Genomic DNA, 21753 nt, shown 5'->3' on the forward strand with positions numbered 1-21753 from the left:
AGCTAAGAACATGCAATAAAGGAGAGTTATTTTACGTGAAGATTAAAGCAATTGAACCGACGCCAAGTCCAAATACAATGAAAGTTATTTTGAATGAAGTATTACCATCAGGAGCACGTAATAATTATACAAATGAAAATGCAGCACAAGCACCAGTGCAAGTACAAGAAATTTTAAAAATTGAAGGCATTAAAGGTGTGTATCATGTAGCAGACTTTTTAGCAGTGGAGCGAAATGCGAAGTATGATTGGAAAGTTTTATTACAACAAGTTCGTGCCGTTTTCGGTGAAGAAATGGTAGAAGAAAGCGAAGAGCAACAACTGTCTCATTTTGGGGAAGTGAAAGTGTTTATTCAAATGTTCTTTACTATCCCGATGCAAGTGAAGTTAACTGATGGAATGACAGAAGAACGTGTTGGTTTACCTGATCGTTTTAAAGAAGCGATTATGAAAGTGCAAATGTCTGCACCTAACGTTGTGAAAGAGCGCAAATGGGTAGAGCAAAGTACACGTTACGGTAATTTTGAAGAAATCGGGAAAGAAGTAGTAGAAGAAATTGTTGCTGCTTATTCAGAAGAACGTGTGAATCAAACGGTTAAAGAATTATTAGATCAAGCAGGTGCTGTTGAAGTAACGATTCAAAAGCGTGAGCCATATAAAGTAACAGAAGAGATGATGAAAGATTCTGACTGGAAAAACCGTTTTGCTACTTTAGAACAAATGGATCCAGCGGAAGAGGATATTCCCGTATTGAAAATAGCGTTAGATGATGAGAAAGTATCAATCCGTCGCTTAGCAACAGCTTATTTAGGTATGGTAAAAGGGGAAGAAGTATTGCCGTTATTATATAAGGCGTTATTAGATCGTTCTGTAAGTGTTCGTCGTACTGCAGGAGATTGCTTATCAGACGTAGGTGACCCAGCAGCGATGTTCGTTATGATTAAATCTCTGAAAGATTCAAGTAAATTAGTACGCTGGCGTGCAGCGATGTTCTTATTTGAACTTGGAGATGAAAGTGCTATTCCAGCACTAAAAGTAGCGCAAGATGATCCGGAGTTTGAAGTAGCGATGCAAGCTCGTCTTGCATTGGAGCGTATTGAAGGCGGCGAAGAAGCGAAAGGATCAGTTTGGAAACAAATGACGGAGTCTCGTAAAGGGGAATAATATATGATCGTTTTCTATGATAGCTGGTGCCCGATGTGTACTGCAGTTGCAGAGCGCACGAAAAGGTTAGATAAAAAGGGAAAGATGGAATTTGTTTCATTCCGCGATGAAGATGTAGTTGAGAAGTATGAGCTTTCTCAAGAACTACAAAGTAAGATGGAACAAAGACTGTATATTTTTAAAAATAATAAGTGGTATGATGGCATTCATAGCATAAATGTATTAGCAAAGGCCGTCCCAGCTTATTGGTTTGCAGTTCCTTTTATAAAACTATCTATCGTACTCGGATTTGGAAGTAAAGTATACGATTATATCGCTAACAATAGAGAACTTGTCCCAGTCGGACATTGCCGTGAAGGGGTTTGTGAAATCCCTACAAAAAAATGAAATCATCGTTATCTTTCTTTTGCACCTATTATTAGAGCGTGATATGATGAAATTGGAATGAAAGTTGAAGGAGAGATTACAAGATGTCAAATGCTTATGAAGAATACATGCGCCAAATGGTAATTCCAATGCGCCAAGAATTAGTGCGTTCTGGATTTGAAGAATTAACTACAGAAGAAGCTGTTACAGAATTTATGGAAAATGCAACAGGTACAACTTTAGTAGTTGTAAACTCAGTTTGTGGTTGTGCAGCTGGTTTAGCACGCCCATCAGCAGGTCAAGCGGTTGTACGTGCTGAGAAACAACCTGATCATCTTGTAACTGTATTTGCAGGTCAAGATAAAGATGCTACTGCAAAAATGCGTGAATACTTCGGAGAAATTCCTCCATCTTCACCATCTATGGCATTACTAAAAGGAAAAGAAGTTGTTCACTTCATTCATCGTCATGAAATTGAAGGTGCAACTATGGACGAAATTATTACGAACTTAGAACAAGCTTTTGAAAAGAATTGCTAAAGAAGGGGGAGAGTAAATCTCCCTCTTTTCTTTATATAGAGGTGAAACAATGATAGTAACAACAGCAGGACGAACAAATAAAGAAATGACAGCTTATGCAAAAAAGGTAGCGGAAGAATTAAATCGTTCTTTCGTTATACGTAATGATATACCTGTGCACAAAATGCATGAGCGGCACGAACAAGATGTACTTGTCGTAGGGAAGAACCGATTAGCTATTTATCCAAAAGGTACGGAAGAGTCGTTTTTCTTTCATCCAAACTCAGCAATGTTTCGTGTGAAACGATTAATGCGCGGAGAACACGACCCGTTTGTACAAGCTGCCAAATTAGAGAACGGAATGACAGTGTTAGATTGTACGCTCGGTATGGCATCAGATAGTATTGTAGCTAGTTATGTAGTGGGTGAAGGTGGAAAAGTAACGGGACTTGAAGGAAACGAATATATGGCTTACATAATGGAAAAAGGTTTAAAAACATGGTCTTCATCCGTTCCTGAAATCGATGAGGCAATGAAAAGAATCGATGTCAAGAAAACAGAGCATTTCACATTTTTAAAACAATGTGAAGACAATAGTTATGACGTTGTTTACCTTGATCCAATGTTTGAAGAAACTGTCATAGAATCAGATGGAATAAAAGGGTTAAAACATTTCGCTTTGTATCATGATATTACTGATGAAACAATTGCGGAAGCGAAACGTGTGGCGAGAAAGCGTGTCGTTCTGAAAGATCATTTCCGTAGTTCTAGATTTGAAAAACACAATTTTCACGTATACAAAAGAAAAAGTGCAAAGTTTCATTTTGGTGTAATTGACCCTTGCTAATTGTTTGAAAAGATGTATAATAAGCAATAATTAATTAAATATACTGTCTGTGATGAAGAGAGTAGTCTTTTTCAGAAGGAAAGCGAGCTAGGGATGGTGTGAGCCTAGTGCGGAAGAAAAAGGTGAAGCGCACTTCGGAGACGCTTCTTGAACGAATAGTAGAGTAAGCCGAGGCCCCCTGTCCTCGTTATAAACGGGAAAGTGGTTCGTAATGAACAACAAGGGTGGTACCACGGGTTAAAACTCGTCTCTTATATAGAGACGAGTTTTTTGTATTTAAAAAAATTAGGAGGTTGTAGTATGGAGTATAAAAAACAATTTACAGAAAATTTATCGAATATTCTTGCGAATGAATTAACGCAAAATCAAATTTCAGATTTAATCGAAACACCAAAACAAGATGACTTCGGAGATGCAGCGTTCCCATGTTTTTCACTAGCGAAGCAATATAAAAAATCACCAGCTATTATCGCAAAGGAAGTTGCGGAGAAATTAAATGATCCGTTTTTTACGAAAGTAGAGGCCGTTGGTCCTTATGTAAATGTATTTTTTAACCGTGAAACTGTAAGTGATGCAGTATTAAAAACGATTTTAGCGGAGAAAGAAGAGTACGGTCAAAATCACTTTGGATGTGAAAAAAGGGTAGTTATTGATTACTCATCTCCAAATATTGCAAAACCTTTTTCGATGGGGCATTTACGTTCTACCATGATTGGGAATTCGCTGAAACATATCGCCGAAAAATGTGGCTATGAAGTTGTAGGAATTAATTATATTGGCGATTGGGGAACACAGTTTGGAAAGTTAATTACCGCATATAAAAAATGGGGAAATGAAGCAGTAGTTAAAGAGGATCCAATACGTGAATTATTTAAGTTATATGTTCAATTCCATGAAGAAGTAAAAGAGAACGAAGAACTAGAAGAAGAAGGTCGTGCTTGGTTTAAAAAATTAGAAGAAGGTGATGAAGAAGCAGTCGAGCTTTGGAATTGGTTCCGTCACGAATCCTTAAAAGAATTTTCTCGCATATACGAACTTCTTGGTGTAGAATTTACTAATTTTCAAGGAGAAGCTTTTTATAATAATTTAATGGAAGATTTTATTGGAATTTTAGAGGAACATGATCTGCTTGAAGAATCAGAAGGTGCATTAGTCGTTAATTTAGAAGAAGAAGGTATGCCCCCTTGCTTAATTAGAAAATCAGATGGTGCGACGATTTATGCAACACGTGACTTAACGGCAGCTTTATATCGTCAAAACACATATGAATTTGATAAAGCGCTATATGTAGTTGGTCCAGAACAAAGTTTACATTTTAATCAATTTTTTACAGTATTAAAAAAGCTCGGCTACAACTGGGTTGATGGTATGGAACATGTACCGTTTGGATTCATTTTAAAAGACGGTAAGAAAATGTCGACACGTAAAGGAAGAGTTATTTTACTAGAAGAAGTATTAGAAGAAGCAGTTGAACTTGCAAAACAAAATATTGAAGAGAAAAATCCAAACTTAAAACAAAAAGAAGAAGTAGCAAAACAAGTCGGTGTTGGAGCAGTCATCTTCCACGATTTAAAAAATGAGCGTATGCATAATATTGAATTTTCATTAGAAAATATGTTGAAATTCGAAGGAGAAACAGGACCGTATGTACAGTACACACATGCACGTGCTTGCTCTATTTTAAGAAAAGAAAGTGTAGAATTTGAAACGTGTACTTTTGCATTAAATGATGATTATAGCTGGAGCGTCGTAAAATTACTCAATAAATTCCCTCAGGTAATTGAAGCAGCCTTCAACAAAAATGAGCCATCCATTATTTCAAAATACGTATTAGATGTAGCACAAGCGTTTAATAAATATTACGGTAATGTTCGTATATTAGAAGCGAACGAAGAGAAAGACAGTAGACTTGCATTAGTTTATGCTGTGACGGTTGTATTAAAAGAGGGATTACGTTTACTTGGGGTGAAGGCACCTGAGGAGATGTAAAATAGCAGTAAAATGAAAAGCTGGTTGTTTAGTGTGATGAGTAAGTAATAGTTGGTTAGGGAAAAAAGAAATCTTGTAGAAGGATAGAATTTCTTTCCGATTTATTAATAGTAATTAGAGTTAATAAGAATACTTTCAATGCCTTGAATTAAATTATTTGATAAAAGCATTGAGAAATAATGAGGAATTGCTAATTTCACATTATTGTGAAGTCATTAATAACAATATGTATATAAATGTATCGAATGTAGATATACGCGCAAAATGGTATATCGTACGAATGAGTTTGGAGTAAATATAGAATTTAAAATAGGTGAATGTATTGACGCAAAGTGAAAGTGTGTGTTTGAAATAAAGTCACGATGTTTAAGGGAAATTAAATCTGTAAGATAAGAATCCATTTTGATTAATCTTTGTCAAAACGGATTCTTTTTTTATGCTGTAAAATATGAGTTTGTTAAATATTTTGGATAAAACTTTATTTCAAAGCTACATTAGGTGAAGTATCAGTGACCAATGGAATCGCCCTCGCCAATCAGAAAGGGGGGAAACGAGAACAGTGTCGCAATCGGGTGCGATGACCACAGTGTTGAACCGATTCGAACGTCACGGAATCTCCAGAGCGGTGCCGGGGTTCTATCATTTGGTGTTTCTTTTTACATGGAATGAACTTATGAAACGCTGTACTTGTACAACACAATTTATATTGTGTTGTATGAAAAATGGGTGCAAATTCAGAAATTTGATAGTTATCTTAACAAGTACTCCGACATATATTGTGCATATACGGTATACACAATTAATAAGGAGGTTCTGTATGTTAGCATTAGACATTAGAAATTTAAATAAGAAATATCAAAATTTTGAGTTAAAGGATGTATCGTTTCAACTAGAAAAGGGATATATTATGGGTTTTATCGGTGCAAATGGCGCAGGAAAAACAACCACAATTAAATCGATCTTGAACATGATTCATCTTGATAGCGGTGAGGTACGTATTTTAAACAAGAATATTGCCGAATACGAGATTGAATTGAAACAGGAAATCGGATACGCATTTAGCGGTATTGATTTTTATACTCGAAGCAAAATGAAGACGTTGACCAATGTGATTAAGAAATTCTATACGAATTGGGATGATGAAACCTATTACAACTATTTACGAAGTTTTAAATTGGATGAAAACAAAAAAATATGTGAATTGTCGACGGGAATGAAGGTAAAGTACAGTCTGGCCCTTGCCTTATCCCATGGGGCGAAGCTTCTCATCCTAGACGAACCGACAAGCGGACTTGATCCGGCCGCAAGAGATGATCTGTTGGATATTTTTCAAGAGCTCGTGATAGATGGCGAGATCAGTATCATTTTCTCTACTCATATTACATCCGACTTAGAGAAATGCGCGGATTTTATTACCTTTATCGAAAACGGTCAAATTATTAACAGTTCTGAGAAAGATGAATTTATTGCCTCGTATCACCTACTAAACGGCAACGTAAACCAGTTAAATCAGGTGAAAGAAAAGTTGATTTCCTATAAAATAAATTCATTTGGCTTTACAGGATTGATTCACTCCAAAGACTTCGATCCCTCCTCCAATATTAAAGTAACCACGCCGAGTCTAGAAGAAATCATGATTTACTTCTCAAAAAAGGAGGATAAGTATGTATAACTTAATTATGAAGGAATTAAAATTAGGCTTAAATCCCACGTTTTTTGTATTACCTGTTTTAATGGGTGCATTAATGCTTATTCCCGGTTGGTTATATTTTATTGTCATTCTGTATTTTTGCTGGATAACGATACCGATTATGTTTGCAGGATATAGAACTCAGAACGATTTGATTTTTACCGCTATGATGCCTGTAACCAGAAAAGACATAGTGAAGGCAAAGGTGTTCGTTATTGTCATTCTGGAATTATTGCATATCGTTAGTGCAATGATCTTTGGAATGCTAAATATTCACTTATATTCGAATCAAACCTACTATTTCTTCGCGCCGCATATGGGCTTTTGGGGACTATGTTTTGTCATGCTTGCAATCTTCAACATCATTCTTATTTCCATGTATTATAAGACAGCGTATAAATATGGTGGAGCAACCTTCGCATCCATTACAGCCGCAATGGTCTTTGCCGGGGGTGCCCAATGGATTGGAATCCAGAATTCTTTTGTGTCTGACATTTTCAATGGTAGCGGTGCTGACAATATGGCGCTTCAAATATTTATCCTGATTGCAGGAATCGTGATATTTGCTGCATTCACCTTGATTGCTTATCGAATTGCGTATAAGCGATTCCTACAAGTGGAGATACAATGAACATAGCAATTTCGAACACATCTGCAAAGCCAATTTATCAGCAGCTTTTCGAACAAATAAGTGCCCAAATTTTGAATGGTGAATTAAAAAGCGGCTATTGTTTAACACCAATTCGACAAGCAGCCAAGGAACTTCGTGTTAGTATCATCACCGTAAAGAAAGCTTGGGAAGAACTCGAACGATGTGGTTTGATAAATACAATAACGGGTAAAGGGTGCTTTGTAGCCGAATTCTCATCCGATGAGATACTACGAATACGTAACGAAATGGTCATAAAGCAAATGACTAGCGATATTTCATACTACAAATCCTTTGGTCTCACAATAGAAGAAGTCATTGAACTTTTGAAGAGGGCTTATACAGTATAAATAAGGCGTTGTGATGCGAAATGTGTTCTTTTTTGTGCGGGAAGGAGAAGATCTGTTAACGAAATATATTCTTGTCACCGTAACTTTCTCAACCAAGGGCTTCTAATGTGGCTCATTTCGGTATTTACCATCTGCGCTACAATAACTTATAAGGTGCTACGCAAGTCGGAGGTTTGAAATGAATAAAGTTGATTCTATGACAAAAATTGATAGTATTCAGTGAAAAATTAGAAGGATTTGAAGAGTAGTAAATATGTTAGAGAAAACATTTTTTATCGGAGAATTGCTTCTTATTGTTGGGATTATGTGATCCATTGTGGCGAACAGAATTGGAATGCTTGAATGGATGTAGTTATTAGTTGGAGTCGTAATAGGTATTTTAGTAGGGATGGTTCAAGTGTGGGCAATTGTTCAAAAGGAACAAGGGAAAATCAGGGCGGGCAAGAGGAACCTCTATGTGATTGCACATTTATTGTGTTTGTTGCTTTGAAAGTTACATGAAATATTACGGTTCCTTCGTATTTATCAACGAGCCAAGTTGGACTCTGGCTATCTATTATTTTTGTCGTTGGTCGTCTTTTATTCGGATGTACTTTATTATCCCCTCCATTGAAATTGATTAGGAGGGGGTAATATTATGAAAACATATAATTTATTACGTAATCGGTGCAAACCTTTCATTGAATCAAAAGGACTTTTTCGCGCATTAAAGCTAGTAATGAATTTCAATCAAACTTTTCATGAAAATGAATATTAATTCATAAAGAAACAAATCTACTTTGGTTAATCTTTATTTAAAGTACAGGAATATCTTTATGAAATAGAGAATTGTAATTTTGTATATAAAAGGGGGCGTTAGATTTGGAAGTGTACGATTGGAACAGTAAACTCACATATTTAAAAAATACGAGAGAATTATATTATAATGACGATTATTTAAGATTTCTAGTGAACTCAGTTTGGAAGATTTCTGAGCCAGTACATATTGTTGATTATGGCTGTGGATATGGTTATTTAGGCTTAGTTTTGCTGCCTTTACTTCCAGGTGGATCAAAGTATACAGGTATTGATAGCGGAGAAACATTAATAGCTGAAGCGAGAGAATTGTTTCGTTCACTTCCATATGAATCAGAATTTATTGAAGGAGATGCTGTAGAAATTGAATTGAAAAATAAATACGATATAGCAATCTGTCATGCCTTCTTATTACATATGAGTACTCCAAAAACGATGCTACAAAAAATGATACATTCAATTAAAGACGGTGGTAAAATAATCTGTTTCGAACCACATTGGATTTCTAACATGTCTTCATACGTACTAGATGGAGAGAATCAATCGGAAATTATTCAGCTAGGTGCTTTGCAGAAGTTATTTGAAAGAGACACGCAAAGAAACGGTAAGGATGGTAATATCGGTATGAAAATACCGATGTATTTAAGTGAATTAGGTGTGAAAAATATTGAGTGTAGGGTGAGTGATAAAGTGAACTTTTTAGATTCAAATATGCATCACAGTGATAAAAACGATTTGTATCATTCATTAAAAGAAGAGGGGATTGCGGACAATCCGGGTGATAAACAGCAATTTATAGAACGTTTAATAGCCAGAGGATTAACATATGATGATGCGTTAGTTCAATTTGAAGCAGAACTACGATTTTTTAAAGCGTTTCATATACATTCATCTTTAGTATATGCTCCGAATATGAAAATTACATTTGGTGAAATAGAATGTTAAAAAGTAGCGGTATGATGAGAATTGTCATTTTTTGTCGTTGAATCGATATCCAATGTCTAATCGCTGATATATTATAAGAATCCATCGATATAATTTGAAAATCGCCAATAAAATAAAAGAATCGTTGATATATTTGAATTATCGCCGATATAATTCCATATACTAATTTGGGTTTCAAAAAGATAAGGTCCTCATTATATGTTATTTCATACAATCAAACAAAATACGGAGAAAAACAATTGTTTTTACTATATTCTGTTATAAATTAGGATAATATCATTCATTATAAGAGATTATAGTTGAATACATACTATATGATGTGTAAAATCTAAGCAAGTAGCAGTATAAAGTGAAACTTTAATCAGTGGGGGTTTTGTTCATCCCCACTGATTATTAGTTGAACCAATCGGGCATTTACGGGCAGTTGATCTCCCATCTAACTTCTTTGCTCCAGCGGAATTTTGAGGTTGAAGTTTTACTGCCCGTTAATGCGGGATAAATAAATATTCGAGGTGAATGCATGCTAGATTTTAAGCAGTTAGAAGCGTGTTTGAAAGATAAGAGATTTATAGATGGATTACAGGAAATAAATAAAGAAATTTTATATATAAAAGAAACGAATACTTTGTCTTATGTGAAGAATTGGCTCGCTCGTATTCCTTCATATAAGGAGTTTGATATATTAATTCGCCTTACTGATGAAGGGCTTATGCACCAATACAGTTCATTCCTCATTCGCTACGCCTATAAAAAATTCCCAAATATGAGAACGCTCTCTTTATATTGTGATGAGTTAATCGATGAGCGAAAAATCCTTGAAGCAGAGCAGTTATTAAAAGACTCTTTAGAAGAGGTAAGTAAAGAAGAACTAGATGCTGATCTTTTAATGAAAACATATTTTACTTTAGTACGATGTCTTTTAGAGATGAAAAGAAATGAAGAAGCTTTACTCTATATGCAAAAGGCCGAAGAGTACAGTACACGTGCTGTCTTTGATAAATGGGGCTATGTCTATATGCATACAGGCGAGTGGGAGAAAGCAGAGGAACAATTTATAGCTGGTATGCAGCATAAAGATTGTGAAGAGCTATCTACCTATTTGTTATCACAGTTATATGCGAATAAAGGGGAACAAAAACGTGCATTACAGCTAATTGATGATGCGAGTGTAAAGTTTCCGCAAATGCCATATTTTTATTTTGAAAAGGTGAAATATTTATTAGATTTAGGGAAGTATGAAGAAATGTTAGCAGTAATAGATAACATTAATAATCAGCTTCCTTATCATGCTTATGAAACTTACTTCGTACATTTACGTGCAGAAGCGTTGTACAAAATGAATAAACTTGTAGATTTACAAGTGCTATTAAAAGAAGAAAAAACTTTAAAAGAGTCTTTCTATCATAATTTAGAAAAAAATCCAGATGGAAAAAAGATTCACCTGCCGATAGTTCCAATTGTACAAAAGGATAATTATTGCGTTCCGACAAGTTTAGAAATGATGTTGCAGCTATGGGGAGAGAAACGTACACAAGATGAAATAGCAGAGTTTATTTTTGATATGACAGGTTCGAAGTTTTCAGATACTGTTTCTTATTTAGAAGAATTAGGTTATGAATATCGTTATTTTAAAGGGAATGAGGAAAATTATAAGAGATTGCTTAGCAAAGGAATTCCCGTTTTATTAAGTATAGATATTGAGCATGCTTCACATGTGCAAGTGCTATCTGGATATGATGATACGTTACAAGCTTTCTATGTTCAAGATCCGAACTTTATAGAACCAGTTATTGTGGAATATAGTAAGCTAGAAGAGAGATATCGTTACACAGGTTGTTTAGCGATTACGTTTGTTCCGAAAGAAAAGAAGGAGCAACTCGCATTTTTAAGTGAAGAAGAAAATCGTTATTTTAAATCCATTTTTTCTCTTACAGATCATTTAGATGAACAGGATAAAGAGGGAATTGGTAATTTAGTACAGTTTTTAAAAGAAACGAGTGAAAATCCGAATACGTGGTTATATACGATTAAGCATTTAGATGTTGAAGTAGATAAAGAGTTTATTTTATATTGTATAGAAAAGTTAACGGAAAAGTTTCCGAACTCGGACTTCGTTAAATTACATGGGGCACAATGCTTTATTCGCCTGCAAGAATTAGAAAAAGCCGGACAAATGCTGGCAAGTGTTGAGAAGAAAAACAATCGTGCACTATATCATTTTATAAATGGAAGATATGCATTTGAACAGGAAAATTATATAGAAGCGATTTCTAGTTTTCGTTCAACATTACAATTGGACGCAGATCAGCCAATTGCTTGGAGTTTTCTCGCTTTGTCCTATATGTATATCGATCAATCTGAAAATGCGTTGCAATTTTCTCAAGTAGCTTTAGAGCGTAGTCCTGAAAGATTCACTTTAACGAATCACGGTTTAATTTTAATAGATCTAGAAAGATATGAAGAAGCGTATGAAATCTTTAATGATTTGTTAAGGGAGTTTAAAAATGAGGCACATGTATGGTATGAACGAGCGAGATGTGCACATCAATTAGGAAAATTACATTTAGCGATAAAAGGGCTTAAAGTAGCGATTCATTTAGATAGTAATGCACCTTACATTTATACGAAACTTTCGGAAATATACGAAACGGATTTGAAGGATGAGAAAAGTACGAAAGAAATTTTATTAAAAGGTATTGAGAATTGTGATGATAAGGCTCCTCTATACGTAAGATTGGGCGACTATCATTTTCAAAATGATAGTTTGGAAGAAGCTGAAGTAATGTATGAGCGTGCTTTAGAAGAAAATAATGAAGATGTGTATTCTCATTTTGGACTTACCCAAGTTTATATGGCGAAAGAACAATACAAGGAAGCGAAACAATATATCCTTGGTATCGAAAACCAAATTGAAAAGAGCCAAGATTTCCTTATGAATGCAGGAATGGTTTTATGGGATGCAGAGGTTGAACTTGGTGGGAATGAGGAAGAGCTAAAATTAGCATTGTCTAAATTAGAGAGTGGTATTAAACAGGGGCAATATAATGTAGCAAGTGTGTTAGATGAATATGTAAATCGAATTAAAGGAACGTTATTTGTACAACGAGGTATAGCATTTTTAAGAACGTTACAAAAGGAAAGAACGGAAGTAAGTGAATACAGTTGTTATACGGGTGTTTTATATGAATCTATTGGACAATACGACCAAGCAATGAAAAGATATAATAAGGCAATAGAACAAAAGAAAACGGCATTTCCTTATTACCGAATTGGCGAATCACTTATGGCATTAGGACAATTGACAGAAGCAAAACAAGCGTATGAAACATGTTTAGAGCTTGATGAAAACTTCGTAGGTGTTCATTTACAGCTTGCTGAAATATATGAAAAAGAAGAGAATCGTTCAAAAGAACACAATCACATGGTTCTAGCGATGAAAGAAGAACCGTTGCATATTAATATGGAATATTTGGCACAGCTTTCGGTAGATTTGAAACTTCATGAAGAATTATTAGCCGAGTTAGAACATTTAGCGGGAGAAGCACCTGAAATATGGCGATTAGATGCGATTGCCTATGTGTATGGAGCAATGAATGAATTAAATAAAGAAAATGAACAAATTGAACTAGCAATACAATTAGATGATGAACATACAGAAGTTCTATATCATTATGCGAAAGTATTAGTGAAAAAAAGAGATGCAAAAGCAATTGAAGTTGCAATGAAAGTAATCCAAAAGAATATAGATAGTGAACGTATATTTGATGTATATGTAAAAGCAGTAGAACAACATAAAAAATTGTCTCACATAAGAGATTCTCTTCATACATTAAAGGTGAAAAAATCGGATAGAAGTATGGCATTCATGTATGCAGCAGCTGCGGTTACGGAAAGATGGGTTGAACGTCAACAAAATGAACAACCGAAAAAATCTATATTTACGAGAGCTTTTTATCGTATGAAAAACCGCGCGAAAGAAATTTCAATGATTACAACAATTATTGATTTATATGAAATCTCATTAAAGCTAAATCCGAAAAATAGTATGGCGGCACAACGATTTGCACTATTTTACGAGAATGTAGCGATGAATAAAGAAGCAATAGAAGTATTGCAAACATCGCTAGAAGATAAATGGGATTATGATGTAGCGAAGCAACTTGTAAATCTTTTCATTGAGTGTGAGGAAGAGGAGATGTTACAAAATGCTTTGGAATTAACGAAGCAAATGGTTCGAGAACTACCAAATGATTATGATACGCTTCTTTTACAAGCACAAGTATTCTTGAAAGCTGGAGAAGAAAGAAAAGCAGAAAAAATATGTTTACAATTAACGGAGAAAACACCGTTTGTAAGCAGAGGATTCCTTGCTTTAGGGGAAATGTACCAAAGTCAAGAGAGATTTGAAGAGGCGATTCATTTATTAGAAGGTGCTTCTATACATCATCCAAATGAAACAGCAATTCTTCTTTCTTTAGCATCTTCGTATCATGGTGCTGGACAAACGATAAAGGCAGAAGAAATAGCTAGTGAAGTCGTAACAATTGATGCGAGTGATTTGTTAGCCAGATATGATCATGCTTGTTATTTAGCGATGTTAAACAGAAATGAAGAGGCGAAAGAAGAGCTTGAGATTGTACTTCGTGAGGATGAAACCGGATTTTTTGCTGAGCTAATCGAGGAAGATGAAGATTTAGCAAGATTGAGAGAATTTGAAAAGTAATTGTATATGTATATAAATGGTGAAAAGGGATATAAATAAAATATATTTTGAATTAGTTGACAATTTGTTGTTGAATGTCATAAAATAGCTTTTAACAAAGTATACAAATCTGAAGACGAGAAAGAGTAAAATAATGAACTGTTCCTCAGAGAGCCGGTATATTGCTGAAAGCCGGTGTTCAGACGTTATTTGAAAATCATCTCCGAGGAGCCGAGGCTGAAAGTAAGTAAGCCCGGACGGATGTCTACCGTTACAAAGAACACGTATGATAGTACGTTGCTAAGTGCTATTAGTGAAAAGCTAATAGAATTAGGGTGGTAACGCGGGTAAGCCCGTCCCTACTTTATAGGGACGGGTTTTTTGTGTGCTTTAAAACATTCAAAGGAGTGATTGTATATGAAGAAAGTAGATGTAAAAGAGTCAGCTGTAGGGAGAGAAACACGTATTCGTAAGCAGTGGAACGAACAACGTATTTTCGAGCAATCAATTCAGAATCGAGAAGGTGCACAATCTTTCGTATTTTATGAAGGGCCACCAACAGCGAACGGATTACCGCACGTTGGCCATGCACTTGGACGGACAATTAAAGATTTAGTAGCGAGATATAAAACGATGGCTGGATATAAGGTATTAAGAAAAGCCGGATGGGATACACATGGATTACCTGTAGAACTAGGCGTTGAAAAACAACTCGGTATTTCTGGTAAACATGAAATTGAAGAGTACGGAATTGAGCCTTTTATTCAAAAGTGTAAAGAAAGTGTATTCACATATGAGAAGCAGTGGCGTGAATTCACAGAGAGCATTGGATATTGGGTAGACATGGATGATCCGTATGTTACTTTAGAAAATCCATATATCGAAAGTGTATGGCACATTTTAGGAACGATTCATGAAAAAGGCTTGTTATATAAAGGGCATAGAGTTTCACCGTACTGCCCGAGCTGTCAAACTTCACTGAGTTCACATGAGGTTGCACAAGGGTATAAAACAGTAAAAGATTTAAGTGCAACAGTTAAATTTAAAGTGAAAGATAGTGAAAATGAGTATTTCTTAGGTTGGACTACAACACCTTGGACACTTCCAGCGAATGTTGCGCTCGCTGTACATCCGAATATGGAATACGTTAAAGCGAAACAAGAAGGGGATGTATATGTTGTTGCGAAAGAACGTGTACAAGAAGTATTAAAGGAAAACTATGAAGTATTATCTGTCCATAAAGGCGAAGCGTTATTAAACACATCTTATACCGCACCATTTCCAATGAAAGAAGTGATAAATGGTTACCATGTCATCGCAGCAGATTTTGTAACTGCAGATAGTGGTACAGGACTCGTTCATATTGCTCCAGCATATGGAGAGGATGATTATAAAGTCATTCAAAGTGAAGGGCTGTCGTTTCTACATGTTGTAGATGAAAAAGGTGAGTATACAGATGCAGTACCATTTTTGAAAGGGAAATTTGTAAAAGATTGTGACGTTGATATCGTTCGTTATTTGGCGAAGGAAGATTTACTATATCATAAAGAAAAATATGAACATAGCTATCCACATTGCTGGCGCTGTGATTCACCGTTACTTTATTATGCAGGAGAAAGTTGGTTAATCCGAACAACTGCAATTAAAGATACATTTTTACAAAATAATGATTCTGTTACTTGGTATCCAGATCATATGAAACATGGACGCTTTGGTAAGTTTTTAGAAAATATGGTGGACTGGAATATTAGCCGAAATAGATATTGGGGAACGCCATTAAACGTATGGGAATGTGAAAACTGCGATCATCAATTCGCACCGAAAAGCATTGATGAATTAAGAAAACATAGTACGAAAGAAACACCTGAAGATTTAGAATTGCATAAGCCATATGTAGATGAAGTGCAAGTTTGCTGTGAAAAGTGCGGAAATACAATGAATCGTACACCAGAAGTAATTGATGTTTGGTTTGATAGTGGTTCCATGCCGTTTGCACAATATCATTATCCATTTGAAAATAAAGAGTTATTTGAAGAACAGTTTCCAGCAGATGTTATTGCAGAAGGAATTGATCAAACACGTGGCTGGTTTTATAGTTTATTAGCAGTATCAGCACTATATACAGGAAAAGTACCGTATAAACGAGTGTTATCACTAGGGCATGTTCTAGATGAAGAAGGACAGAAAATGTCTAAAAGTAAAGGAAATGCACTAGATCCAGTAGATTTAGTAGAGAAGTTTGGTGCAGATGCGCTAAGGTGGGCTCTACTCGTTGACAGTGCTCCGTGGAATGCGAAACGGTTTTCTGAAAGAACCGTACTAGAAGCAAAATCTAAATTTGTAGATACGTTAGTCAATGTATATAGCTTCTACGTTTTATATGCAAATTTAGATGAGTATAATCCGAAAGAACCGTATGATGTAAAGCGGACGAAATTAGATGAATGGGTATTATCAAGATTGCATAGCACAACGAAAAAGGTAAGAACCGCACTTGATGATTATCAGTTTACGAATGCTGCTCGTGAAATTGCAGCGCTTGTAGATGAAGTGAGTAATTGGTATGTGCGACGATCACGTAATCGTTTTTGGGAATCTGGTATGAATGCTGAAAAAGCAGCTGCGTATGAAACGCTTCATGAAGTGCTTGTAACAATTAGTAAATTAATTGCACCATTTACACCGTTTGTTGCTGAAGATATCCATCTGAATTTAGAAGGAAGTAGCGTTCATTTAGAAGATTATCCAGTTGGAAACGAATCATTTATTCAGCCGAAATTAGAAGTGGAAATGGATGCGGTTTTACAAGTTGTTGAACTTGGAAGAAGTAACCGCAATCAGCATTCTTTAAAAGTAAAACAGCCGTTAGCAGAACTTGTATTACTTGAGCATAAAGAGAATGATATGAATTGGGAATCGTATCGTGACATTGTTATGGATGAGCTAAATGTGAAAGCGTTCCATGTTGAACTCGATGAAACGAAGTATACAACCTATCAATTAAAGCTGAATTTTAAAACGGCGGGGCCGAAGTTCGGTAAGAATGTGAATGCAGTAAATGGTTGGCTAAAACAATTATCACAAGAAAAAGTACAAAATTTTGTATCAACTGAAAAAGCAGTTTACGAAGCAGCATCAGGAGAAGAAGTGGTTGTAACAGCTGAAGATGTGTTGGTGGAGAAAGTTGCGAAATCCGGATTCTCAAATACGACTAACGGGCAATATACGGTTATGTTAGATACGAATGTAACGGAAGAGTTGTTACAAGAAGGAGTAGCGCGTGAATTCATTCGTGCGGTTCAAGAATATCGTAAGCAGTTGAATTTACCAGTTAATTTACGAGTGGATGTTGTTCTTGATACAGAGAAAGAACTACAGCAAACGTTAACGAATCATAAAGATTTGTTGGAAGAAAACTTACTCGTCAAGCAGGTTACTTTTGATCACTTAACGAATGAAGACGATGAACTTTCTTTAGGTGAGACAAAAGTCCGCATTAAATTAAGCGCAGCTAATTAAAGAAAAAAGGAAGTTGGAATCATTCCAACTTCCTTTTTGTATGATTGAGAAATAAATATATTTCTACAGTATTTTTCTCATTTTACACATAAATATTGAGAAAATTTCACTCACCCTAAATGGAAAGGTAATAGAATTGCTCGTATAGAATTACTCGTAGATTCACTTTATTTCGTTACTTGTGGACCGTAATAGCCTTATAGGAATGGGGTAAAGGTTTCAATTTATTAGGGGGAGTGGTTTTATGTTAAACAAAAAAATGGTGGCAATGGCAATGACTGTACCATTAGTAATGGGGACGATTTCTACAGTTTCAGCATTGGAAAAGCAGCAAGTAAAGGTAGAAGCTTATTCACCACAGAAAAAAGCAGTTGAATATTTAAAAGGGAATGCCGATCAATATGGATTAAAGCCAGACCTTTCAGACTTGCAATATATTTCTACAACAGAAACGTCAGTAGCTTCATATGTTAGGTTCCAACAAATAGTCAATGGTGCTCCTGTATTTTCAAAACAAATTACAGTTACTCTTAACGGAGAGGGAAAAGGAGTACTTGCTGTTTCTGATTATCAGCCTGTTAAAGGTGTGAAGGAAGTAACGACAAAAATTAGTGAAAAAGATGCAGAACAAAAATCAATGGCGTATGTTGGAGAAGCAAGTGAACAAAACTTATGGGCTCCTACAGAGAAAGAATTCGGATATATAATTGAAGATGGAATCGCTCGTCCGGTATATAAAGTTATAGTCCATTCTAATAATCCATTTGGGGCATGGGAAACATTTATCGATGCGGAAAATGGAAAGCTAATTAAAAAGGTCGATATAAACCGAAAAGCAGAAGGAACAGGGAAAGTATTTTTACCTAATCCGGTCGTATCTAGTGGTAGTAAAACAGGATTAAAAGATAATAATGATGCAGATTCAACAGCACTAACGAATCAATTGAAAACTGTTACGTTAAAAGGTTTAGATGGTACAGGATTTTTAATTGGAGAGTACGTTACGATTTCTTCAAAGGCGAAGACGCAATCTACAAATTTACAATTTAACTATACACGTGCAAATGATAGCTTTGAAGATGTTATGTCGTATTATCATATTGATACATTACAACGGTACATTCAAGGATTAGGCTTTAAAAATATTAATAACCGTTCGATTAAAGTGAATGTTAATGGTACAACTGATGATAACTCATTCTATTCTCCATCAACGAAAGCATTAACTTTCGGTACTGGCGGAGTAGATGATGCAGAAGATGCTGGCATTATTGCACATGAATATGGGCATTCGATTCAAGATAATCAAGTGCCTGGATTCGGTAGTTCACCAGAAGGTGGAGCAATGGGAGAAGGATTTGGTGACTTCTTAGGTGCTACTTATGAAGATGCAGTGTCGACTACAGGCTACGGGAAAGCATGTGTTGGAGAATGGGATGCGACAGCTTATTCTAGTTCAGATCCAACATGCTTACGCCGATTAGATAATAATAAAGTATATCCGAAAGATATAACAAATGAAGTGCATGATGATGGTGAAATTTGGGCACAAGGCCAATACGAAATGGCGCAAGCTTTTGGCCGTGATGTAGCAACAAAAATTATTTTACAATCACATTGGTCATTAACGCCAAATGCAAAATTCCGTGATGGGGCTAAGGCAATTAAGCAAGCGGATGCTCTTTTATATGGCGGACAACATGCGGCTGAAATCGATCGTATTTGGGCAGCGAGAGGAATTAGTACGAATTAAATTAAAAAGTCGTGGCGTTTATAAGCCACGATTTTTTAATTTACATAAGAACTGGTACTAGTAAATAAAGTTATATCAATGATAGGGGAAATATATCCGCATCCCATTTACTTTTTAGTTTCTTTAAAAACAAAATGCTCTTTAAATTTTCTAGACTCAACTTTTTTACCGTTTCGCATCGAACGGAAAGGGTGTTCTTGCCACGTAATAATCACGTCGACCTCATCTGCTTTTGTAGCAACAGGGAAATTAGCATGTCTAAATCCAGTTTTTCCGCTTGCTAAACGACTTTCTTTTAAGGAAAAGAGTTCATATTTCGTTTTCGTATTTGGCTCGTTGCGGAAGACTTCAACTTGTACGTTATATACTTCACTGTTTCCAACGTTTTTTACTGAAAAATGATATGTTTGAAATTTATCTTTTTTAGCTTGAAGCGTATTTTTACTTATGTTCTTCGGTTCATCTATATTCACTTGCCATTGATCAGAATTTTGAGAGATTGGTAAAGATTTTGGTGAATAGGCGTACGTTTCATTTACTACAATTAGACATAACAAAAGGAGAAAGAAACTTATTACTTTTTTCATATACACACCTCGCTGTAAAATTTTTATTAATATGCGTATATGATACGGAAAATATGTAATAAAATGGTAATTTTATGTTGAGAATTTGAGCATAAGTTTTAATTAGGTATGTAAGAATATACACTAAATTTACTTTATCTCACTTTAAAGGAATTTATGAGTTTAAAAATCAGAATGTTTATAAAAAAGGCTTGCGGTTTATAAAGAAAAGAGATAGAATACTCTGTAAATATAAAAAGTGATGATCAGGAAAAGTACATGATGCAAAGGTCTACAGAGAGCAATCGGTTGCTGGGAAGATTGCGATACCGCATGATGGAAAGACACCTGTGAGTGTTGCTTTGAACGTGATTATTAGTAAAAGCGAACGGTACCTACCGTTATCAGGGCTAAGATGGTCATTATGACAATTTGGGTGGTACCGCGGAAAAAATCCGTCCCTATTTATAGGGGCGGATTTTTGTATTCTTTGAAAGGAGGTGAGTGACCGTGGATGATGACGATGACAACAATAATGTAAATAAATATAAAACTATTGGAGGCAAATATAATGGATCAAATAATGAAGCGTTCACTCACACGAGAATGTACGAAGCATGGCGGAAAGGTTGTATTACTACAAGGATGGGTAAAAAAGATTCGTCATCTAGGGAATGTTAGTTTTTTATTATTAAGGGACCGTACGGGAGTTATTCAATGTGTATTAGAAAACGAGTTAGCTGGATATAAAGTTGATGTTGAAAGTGTCGTCCAAGTAATTGGTGAAATAGTAGAGACAACGAAAACAGAATTAGGTGTTGAAGTACTTGCGCATGAAGTGAAAGTATTAAATGGGGCCGAACAACTGCCATTTGAAATAAATAAAAAGAAATTACAAGTTGGCTTAGATCAACTATTGAATGAGCGGGTATTATCATTAAGACATGAGCGAACCGTGGCAATTTTTAAAGTAAAATCTACACTCGTTCAAAGTTTTAGTGAATTTCTAATAGAGAACGATTTCACACGTATATTTACTCCGAAAATTGTTGCGCAAGGGGCAGAAGGAGGAGCGAATGTTTTTAAGCTTCCATATTTCCAAAAAGAAGCCTATTTAGCTCAATCACCACAGTTTTATAAACAAATGATGGTAGCTGGAGGACTTGAACGTGTTTTTGAAATTGCTCCTGTGTACCGGGCAGAACATCACAACTCTTCCCGTCATTTAAATGAATATATATCGTTAGACGTAGAGCTTGGGTTTATTCATGATTTTCATGAAGTGATGCAATTAGAAACAGATGTTTTACGATATATGTTTCAACAAGTAGGGGAAATATGTAAAAAAGAACTACAACTATTACAAATAGAAGTACCTGTCATTACTGAAATACCTAAAATCACATTGTTAGAAGCACAAGAAATTTTGAAAAGTAAGTACCGGAAAGAATCGCCGATTGGAGATTTAGACACAGAAGGTGAAAAGTTGCTAGGGAAATATGTGAAAGAAACATATAATAGTGAATTTGTTTTTATTACACACTATCCGAAAGAAGCGCGACCAATGTATACGATGCCGAATAAGGAGAATTCAGCTATAACGGATTCTTTTGACCTATTATATAAAGGACTAGAAATAACGTCAGGTGCACAGCGTATTCATAATCATGAAATGTTACTAGCTTCTTTTAAAGAAAAAGGATTACATCCAGAGAAATTTCAATCCTATTTAGATACATTTCGTTACGGATGTCCACCGCATGGTGGCTTTGGAATTGGATTAGAACGAGTTGTGTATAAGCTTTTAGAATTATCGAATGTAAGAGAAGCAAGCGCTTTTCCGAGAGATTGTACGCGTCTTATACCATAAGATAAAAACCCTTCTATAATTATAGAAGGGT

General features: G+C 35.4%; 14 protein-coding genes and 3 other annotated features. Of the genes, 13 read left to right on the plus strand and 1 reads right to left on the minus strand.

Annotated elements, in window-relative coordinates:
- The first annotated feature begins 35 nt into the window (after positions 1-35).
- The 12 genes from ACQKNR_RS23070 to ACQKNR_RS23125 all read left to right on the plus strand — a co-directional run bounded on the left by ACQKNR_RS23070 (position 36) and on the right by ACQKNR_RS23125 (position 19286).
- Entirely contained in the window at positions 36-1163 is a 1128-nt protein-coding gene (locus ACQKNR_RS23070) for a conserved virulence factor C family protein (RefSeq protein WP_427320940.1), read from the plus strand.
- 3 nt (positions 1164-1166) lie between these two features.
- Positions 1167-1550, plus strand: a complete 384-nt coding sequence (locus tag ACQKNR_RS23075) for a thiol-disulfide oxidoreductase DCC family protein (protein WP_427320942.1) — start codon at positions 1167-1169, stop codon at positions 1548-1550.
- Positions 1551-1633: 83 nt separating this feature from the next.
- Positions 1634-2068: a BrxA/BrxB family bacilliredoxin gene (locus tag ACQKNR_RS23080; protein ID WP_098387880.1), complete on the plus strand. Its 435-nt coding sequence runs from the start codon at positions 1634-1636 to the stop codon at positions 2066-2068.
- Positions 2069-2117: 49 nt separating this feature from the next.
- A complete protein-coding gene (locus ACQKNR_RS23085; RefSeq protein WP_427320944.1) occupies positions 2118-2894 on the plus strand; it encodes a class I SAM-dependent methyltransferase in 777 nt (258 codons plus the stop codon).
- A gap of 40 nt (positions 2895-2934) precedes the next feature.
- Positions 2935-3149: a binding site (T-box leader), on the plus strand.
- Positions 3150-3194: 45 nt separating this feature from the next.
- A complete protein-coding gene (gene argS / locus ACQKNR_RS23090) occupies positions 3195-4883 on the plus strand; it encodes an arginine--tRNA ligase (protein WP_427320946.1) in 1689 nt (562 codons plus the stop codon).
- An 817-nt stretch (positions 4884-5700) separates the two neighbouring features.
- Positions 5701-6555 (plus strand): ABC transporter ATP-binding protein, encoded by an 855-nt coding sequence (locus ACQKNR_RS23095; RefSeq protein WP_427320948.1) that lies wholly within the window; start codon positions 5701-5703, stop codon positions 6553-6555.
- Positions 6548-7204, plus strand: a complete 657-nt coding sequence (locus ACQKNR_RS23100) for an ABC-2 transporter permease (protein ID WP_427320950.1) — start codon at positions 6548-6550, stop codon at positions 7202-7204. Before ACQKNR_RS23095 ends, ACQKNR_RS23100 begins: the two co-directional genes overlap by 8 nt.
- Complete coding sequence (locus tag ACQKNR_RS23105; protein ID WP_427320952.1) at positions 7201-7572, plus strand: GntR family transcriptional regulator; 372 nt, start codon at positions 7201-7203, stop codon at positions 7570-7572. Before ACQKNR_RS23100 ends, ACQKNR_RS23105 begins: the two co-directional genes overlap by 4 nt.
- Positions 7573-8433: 861 nt before the next feature.
- The gene (locus ACQKNR_RS23110; protein WP_427320954.1) at positions 8434-9312 is read left to right on the plus strand and encodes a methyltransferase domain-containing protein; all 879 of its coding nucleotides are present in this window, start codon (positions 8434-8436) and stop codon (positions 9310-9312) included.
- A gap of 520 nt (positions 9313-9832) precedes the next feature.
- A complete protein-coding gene (locus tag ACQKNR_RS23115) occupies positions 9833-14035 on the plus strand; it encodes a tetratricopeptide repeat protein (protein ID WP_427320956.1) in 4203 nt (1400 codons plus the stop codon).
- A 103-nt stretch (positions 14036-14138) separates the two neighbouring features.
- Positions 14139-14378 (plus strand) — a binding site (T-box leader).
- A gap of 53 nt (positions 14379-14431) precedes the next feature.
- Positions 14432-17533, plus strand: coding sequence for an isoleucine--tRNA ligase (gene ileS / locus ACQKNR_RS23120; RefSeq protein ID WP_427320958.1), 3102 nt, complete (start codon positions 14432-14434; stop codon positions 17531-17533).
- A 244-nt stretch (positions 17534-17777) separates the two neighbouring features.
- Complete coding sequence (locus ACQKNR_RS23125; protein ID WP_427320960.1) at positions 17778-19286, plus strand: M36 family metallopeptidase; 1509 nt, start codon at positions 17778-17780, stop codon at positions 19284-19286.
- Between the two features lie 107 nt (positions 19287-19393).
- On the opposite strand, the gene ACQKNR_RS23130 is transcribed toward ACQKNR_RS23125, so the two are convergent.
- On the minus strand, positions 19394-19873 hold the full coding sequence (locus tag ACQKNR_RS23130; RefSeq protein WP_427320962.1) for a hypothetical protein: 480 nt from the start codon (positions 19871-19873) through the stop codon (positions 19394-19396).
- 232 nt (positions 19874-20105) lie between these two features.
- Positions 20106-20318: a binding site (T-box leader), on the plus strand.
- 105 nt (positions 20319-20423) lie between these two features.
- On the opposite strand from ACQKNR_RS23130, the gene aspS reads away from it, so the two are divergent.
- On the plus strand, positions 20424-21722 hold the full coding sequence (aspS, locus tag ACQKNR_RS23135) for an aspartate--tRNA(Asn) ligase (protein ID WP_427320964.1): 1299 nt from the start codon (positions 20424-20426) through the stop codon (positions 21720-21722).
- Positions 21723-21753: the final 31 nt, after the last annotated feature.

The sequence above is a fragment of the Bacillus sp. NPDC094077 genome (assembly GCF_050279465.1).
Classification (GTDB): domain Bacteria; phylum Bacillota; class Bacilli; order Bacillales; family Bacillaceae_G; genus Bacillus_A.

Coding starts and splice junctions, on each gene's coding strand:
- ACQKNR_RS23115 (WP_427320956.1), top strand. CDS start 9,833: ATGCTAGATTTTAAGCAGTTAGAAGCGTGTTTGAAAGATAAGAGATTT.
- ACQKNR_RS23095 (WP_427320948.1), top strand. CDS start 5,701: ATGTTAGCATTAGACATTAGAAATTTAAATAAGAAATATCAAAATTTT.
- ACQKNR_RS23130 (WP_427320962.1), bottom strand. CDS start 19,873: ATGAAAAAAGTAATAAGTTTCTTTCTCCTTTTGTTATGTCTAATTGTA.
- ileS (WP_427320958.1), top strand. CDS start 14,432: ATGAAGAAAGTAGATGTAAAAGAGTCAGCTGTAGGGAGAGAAACACGT.
- ACQKNR_RS23125 (WP_427320960.1), top strand. CDS start 17,778: ATGTTAAACAAAAAAATGGTGGCAATGGCAATGACTGTACCATTAGTA.
- ACQKNR_RS23105 (WP_427320952.1), top strand. CDS start 7,201: ATGAACATAGCAATTTCGAACACATCTGCAAAGCCAATTTATCAGCAG.
- ACQKNR_RS23075 (WP_427320942.1), top strand. CDS start 1,167: ATGATCGTTTTCTATGATAGCTGGTGCCCGATGTGTACTGCAGTTGCA.
- ACQKNR_RS23085 (WP_427320944.1), top strand. CDS start 2,118: ATGATAGTAACAACAGCAGGACGAACAAATAAAGAAATGACAGCTTAT.
- argS (WP_427320946.1), top strand. CDS start 3,195: ATGGAGTATAAAAAACAATTTACAGAAAATTTATCGAATATTCTTGCG.
- ACQKNR_RS23100 (WP_427320950.1), top strand. CDS start 6,548: ATGTATAACTTAATTATGAAGGAATTAAAATTAGGCTTAAATCCCACG.
- aspS (WP_427320964.1), top strand. CDS start 20,424: ATGGATCAAATAATGAAGCGTTCACTCACACGAGAATGTACGAAGCAT.
- ACQKNR_RS23080 (WP_098387880.1), top strand. CDS start 1,634: ATGTCAAATGCTTATGAAGAATACATGCGCCAAATGGTAATTCCAATG.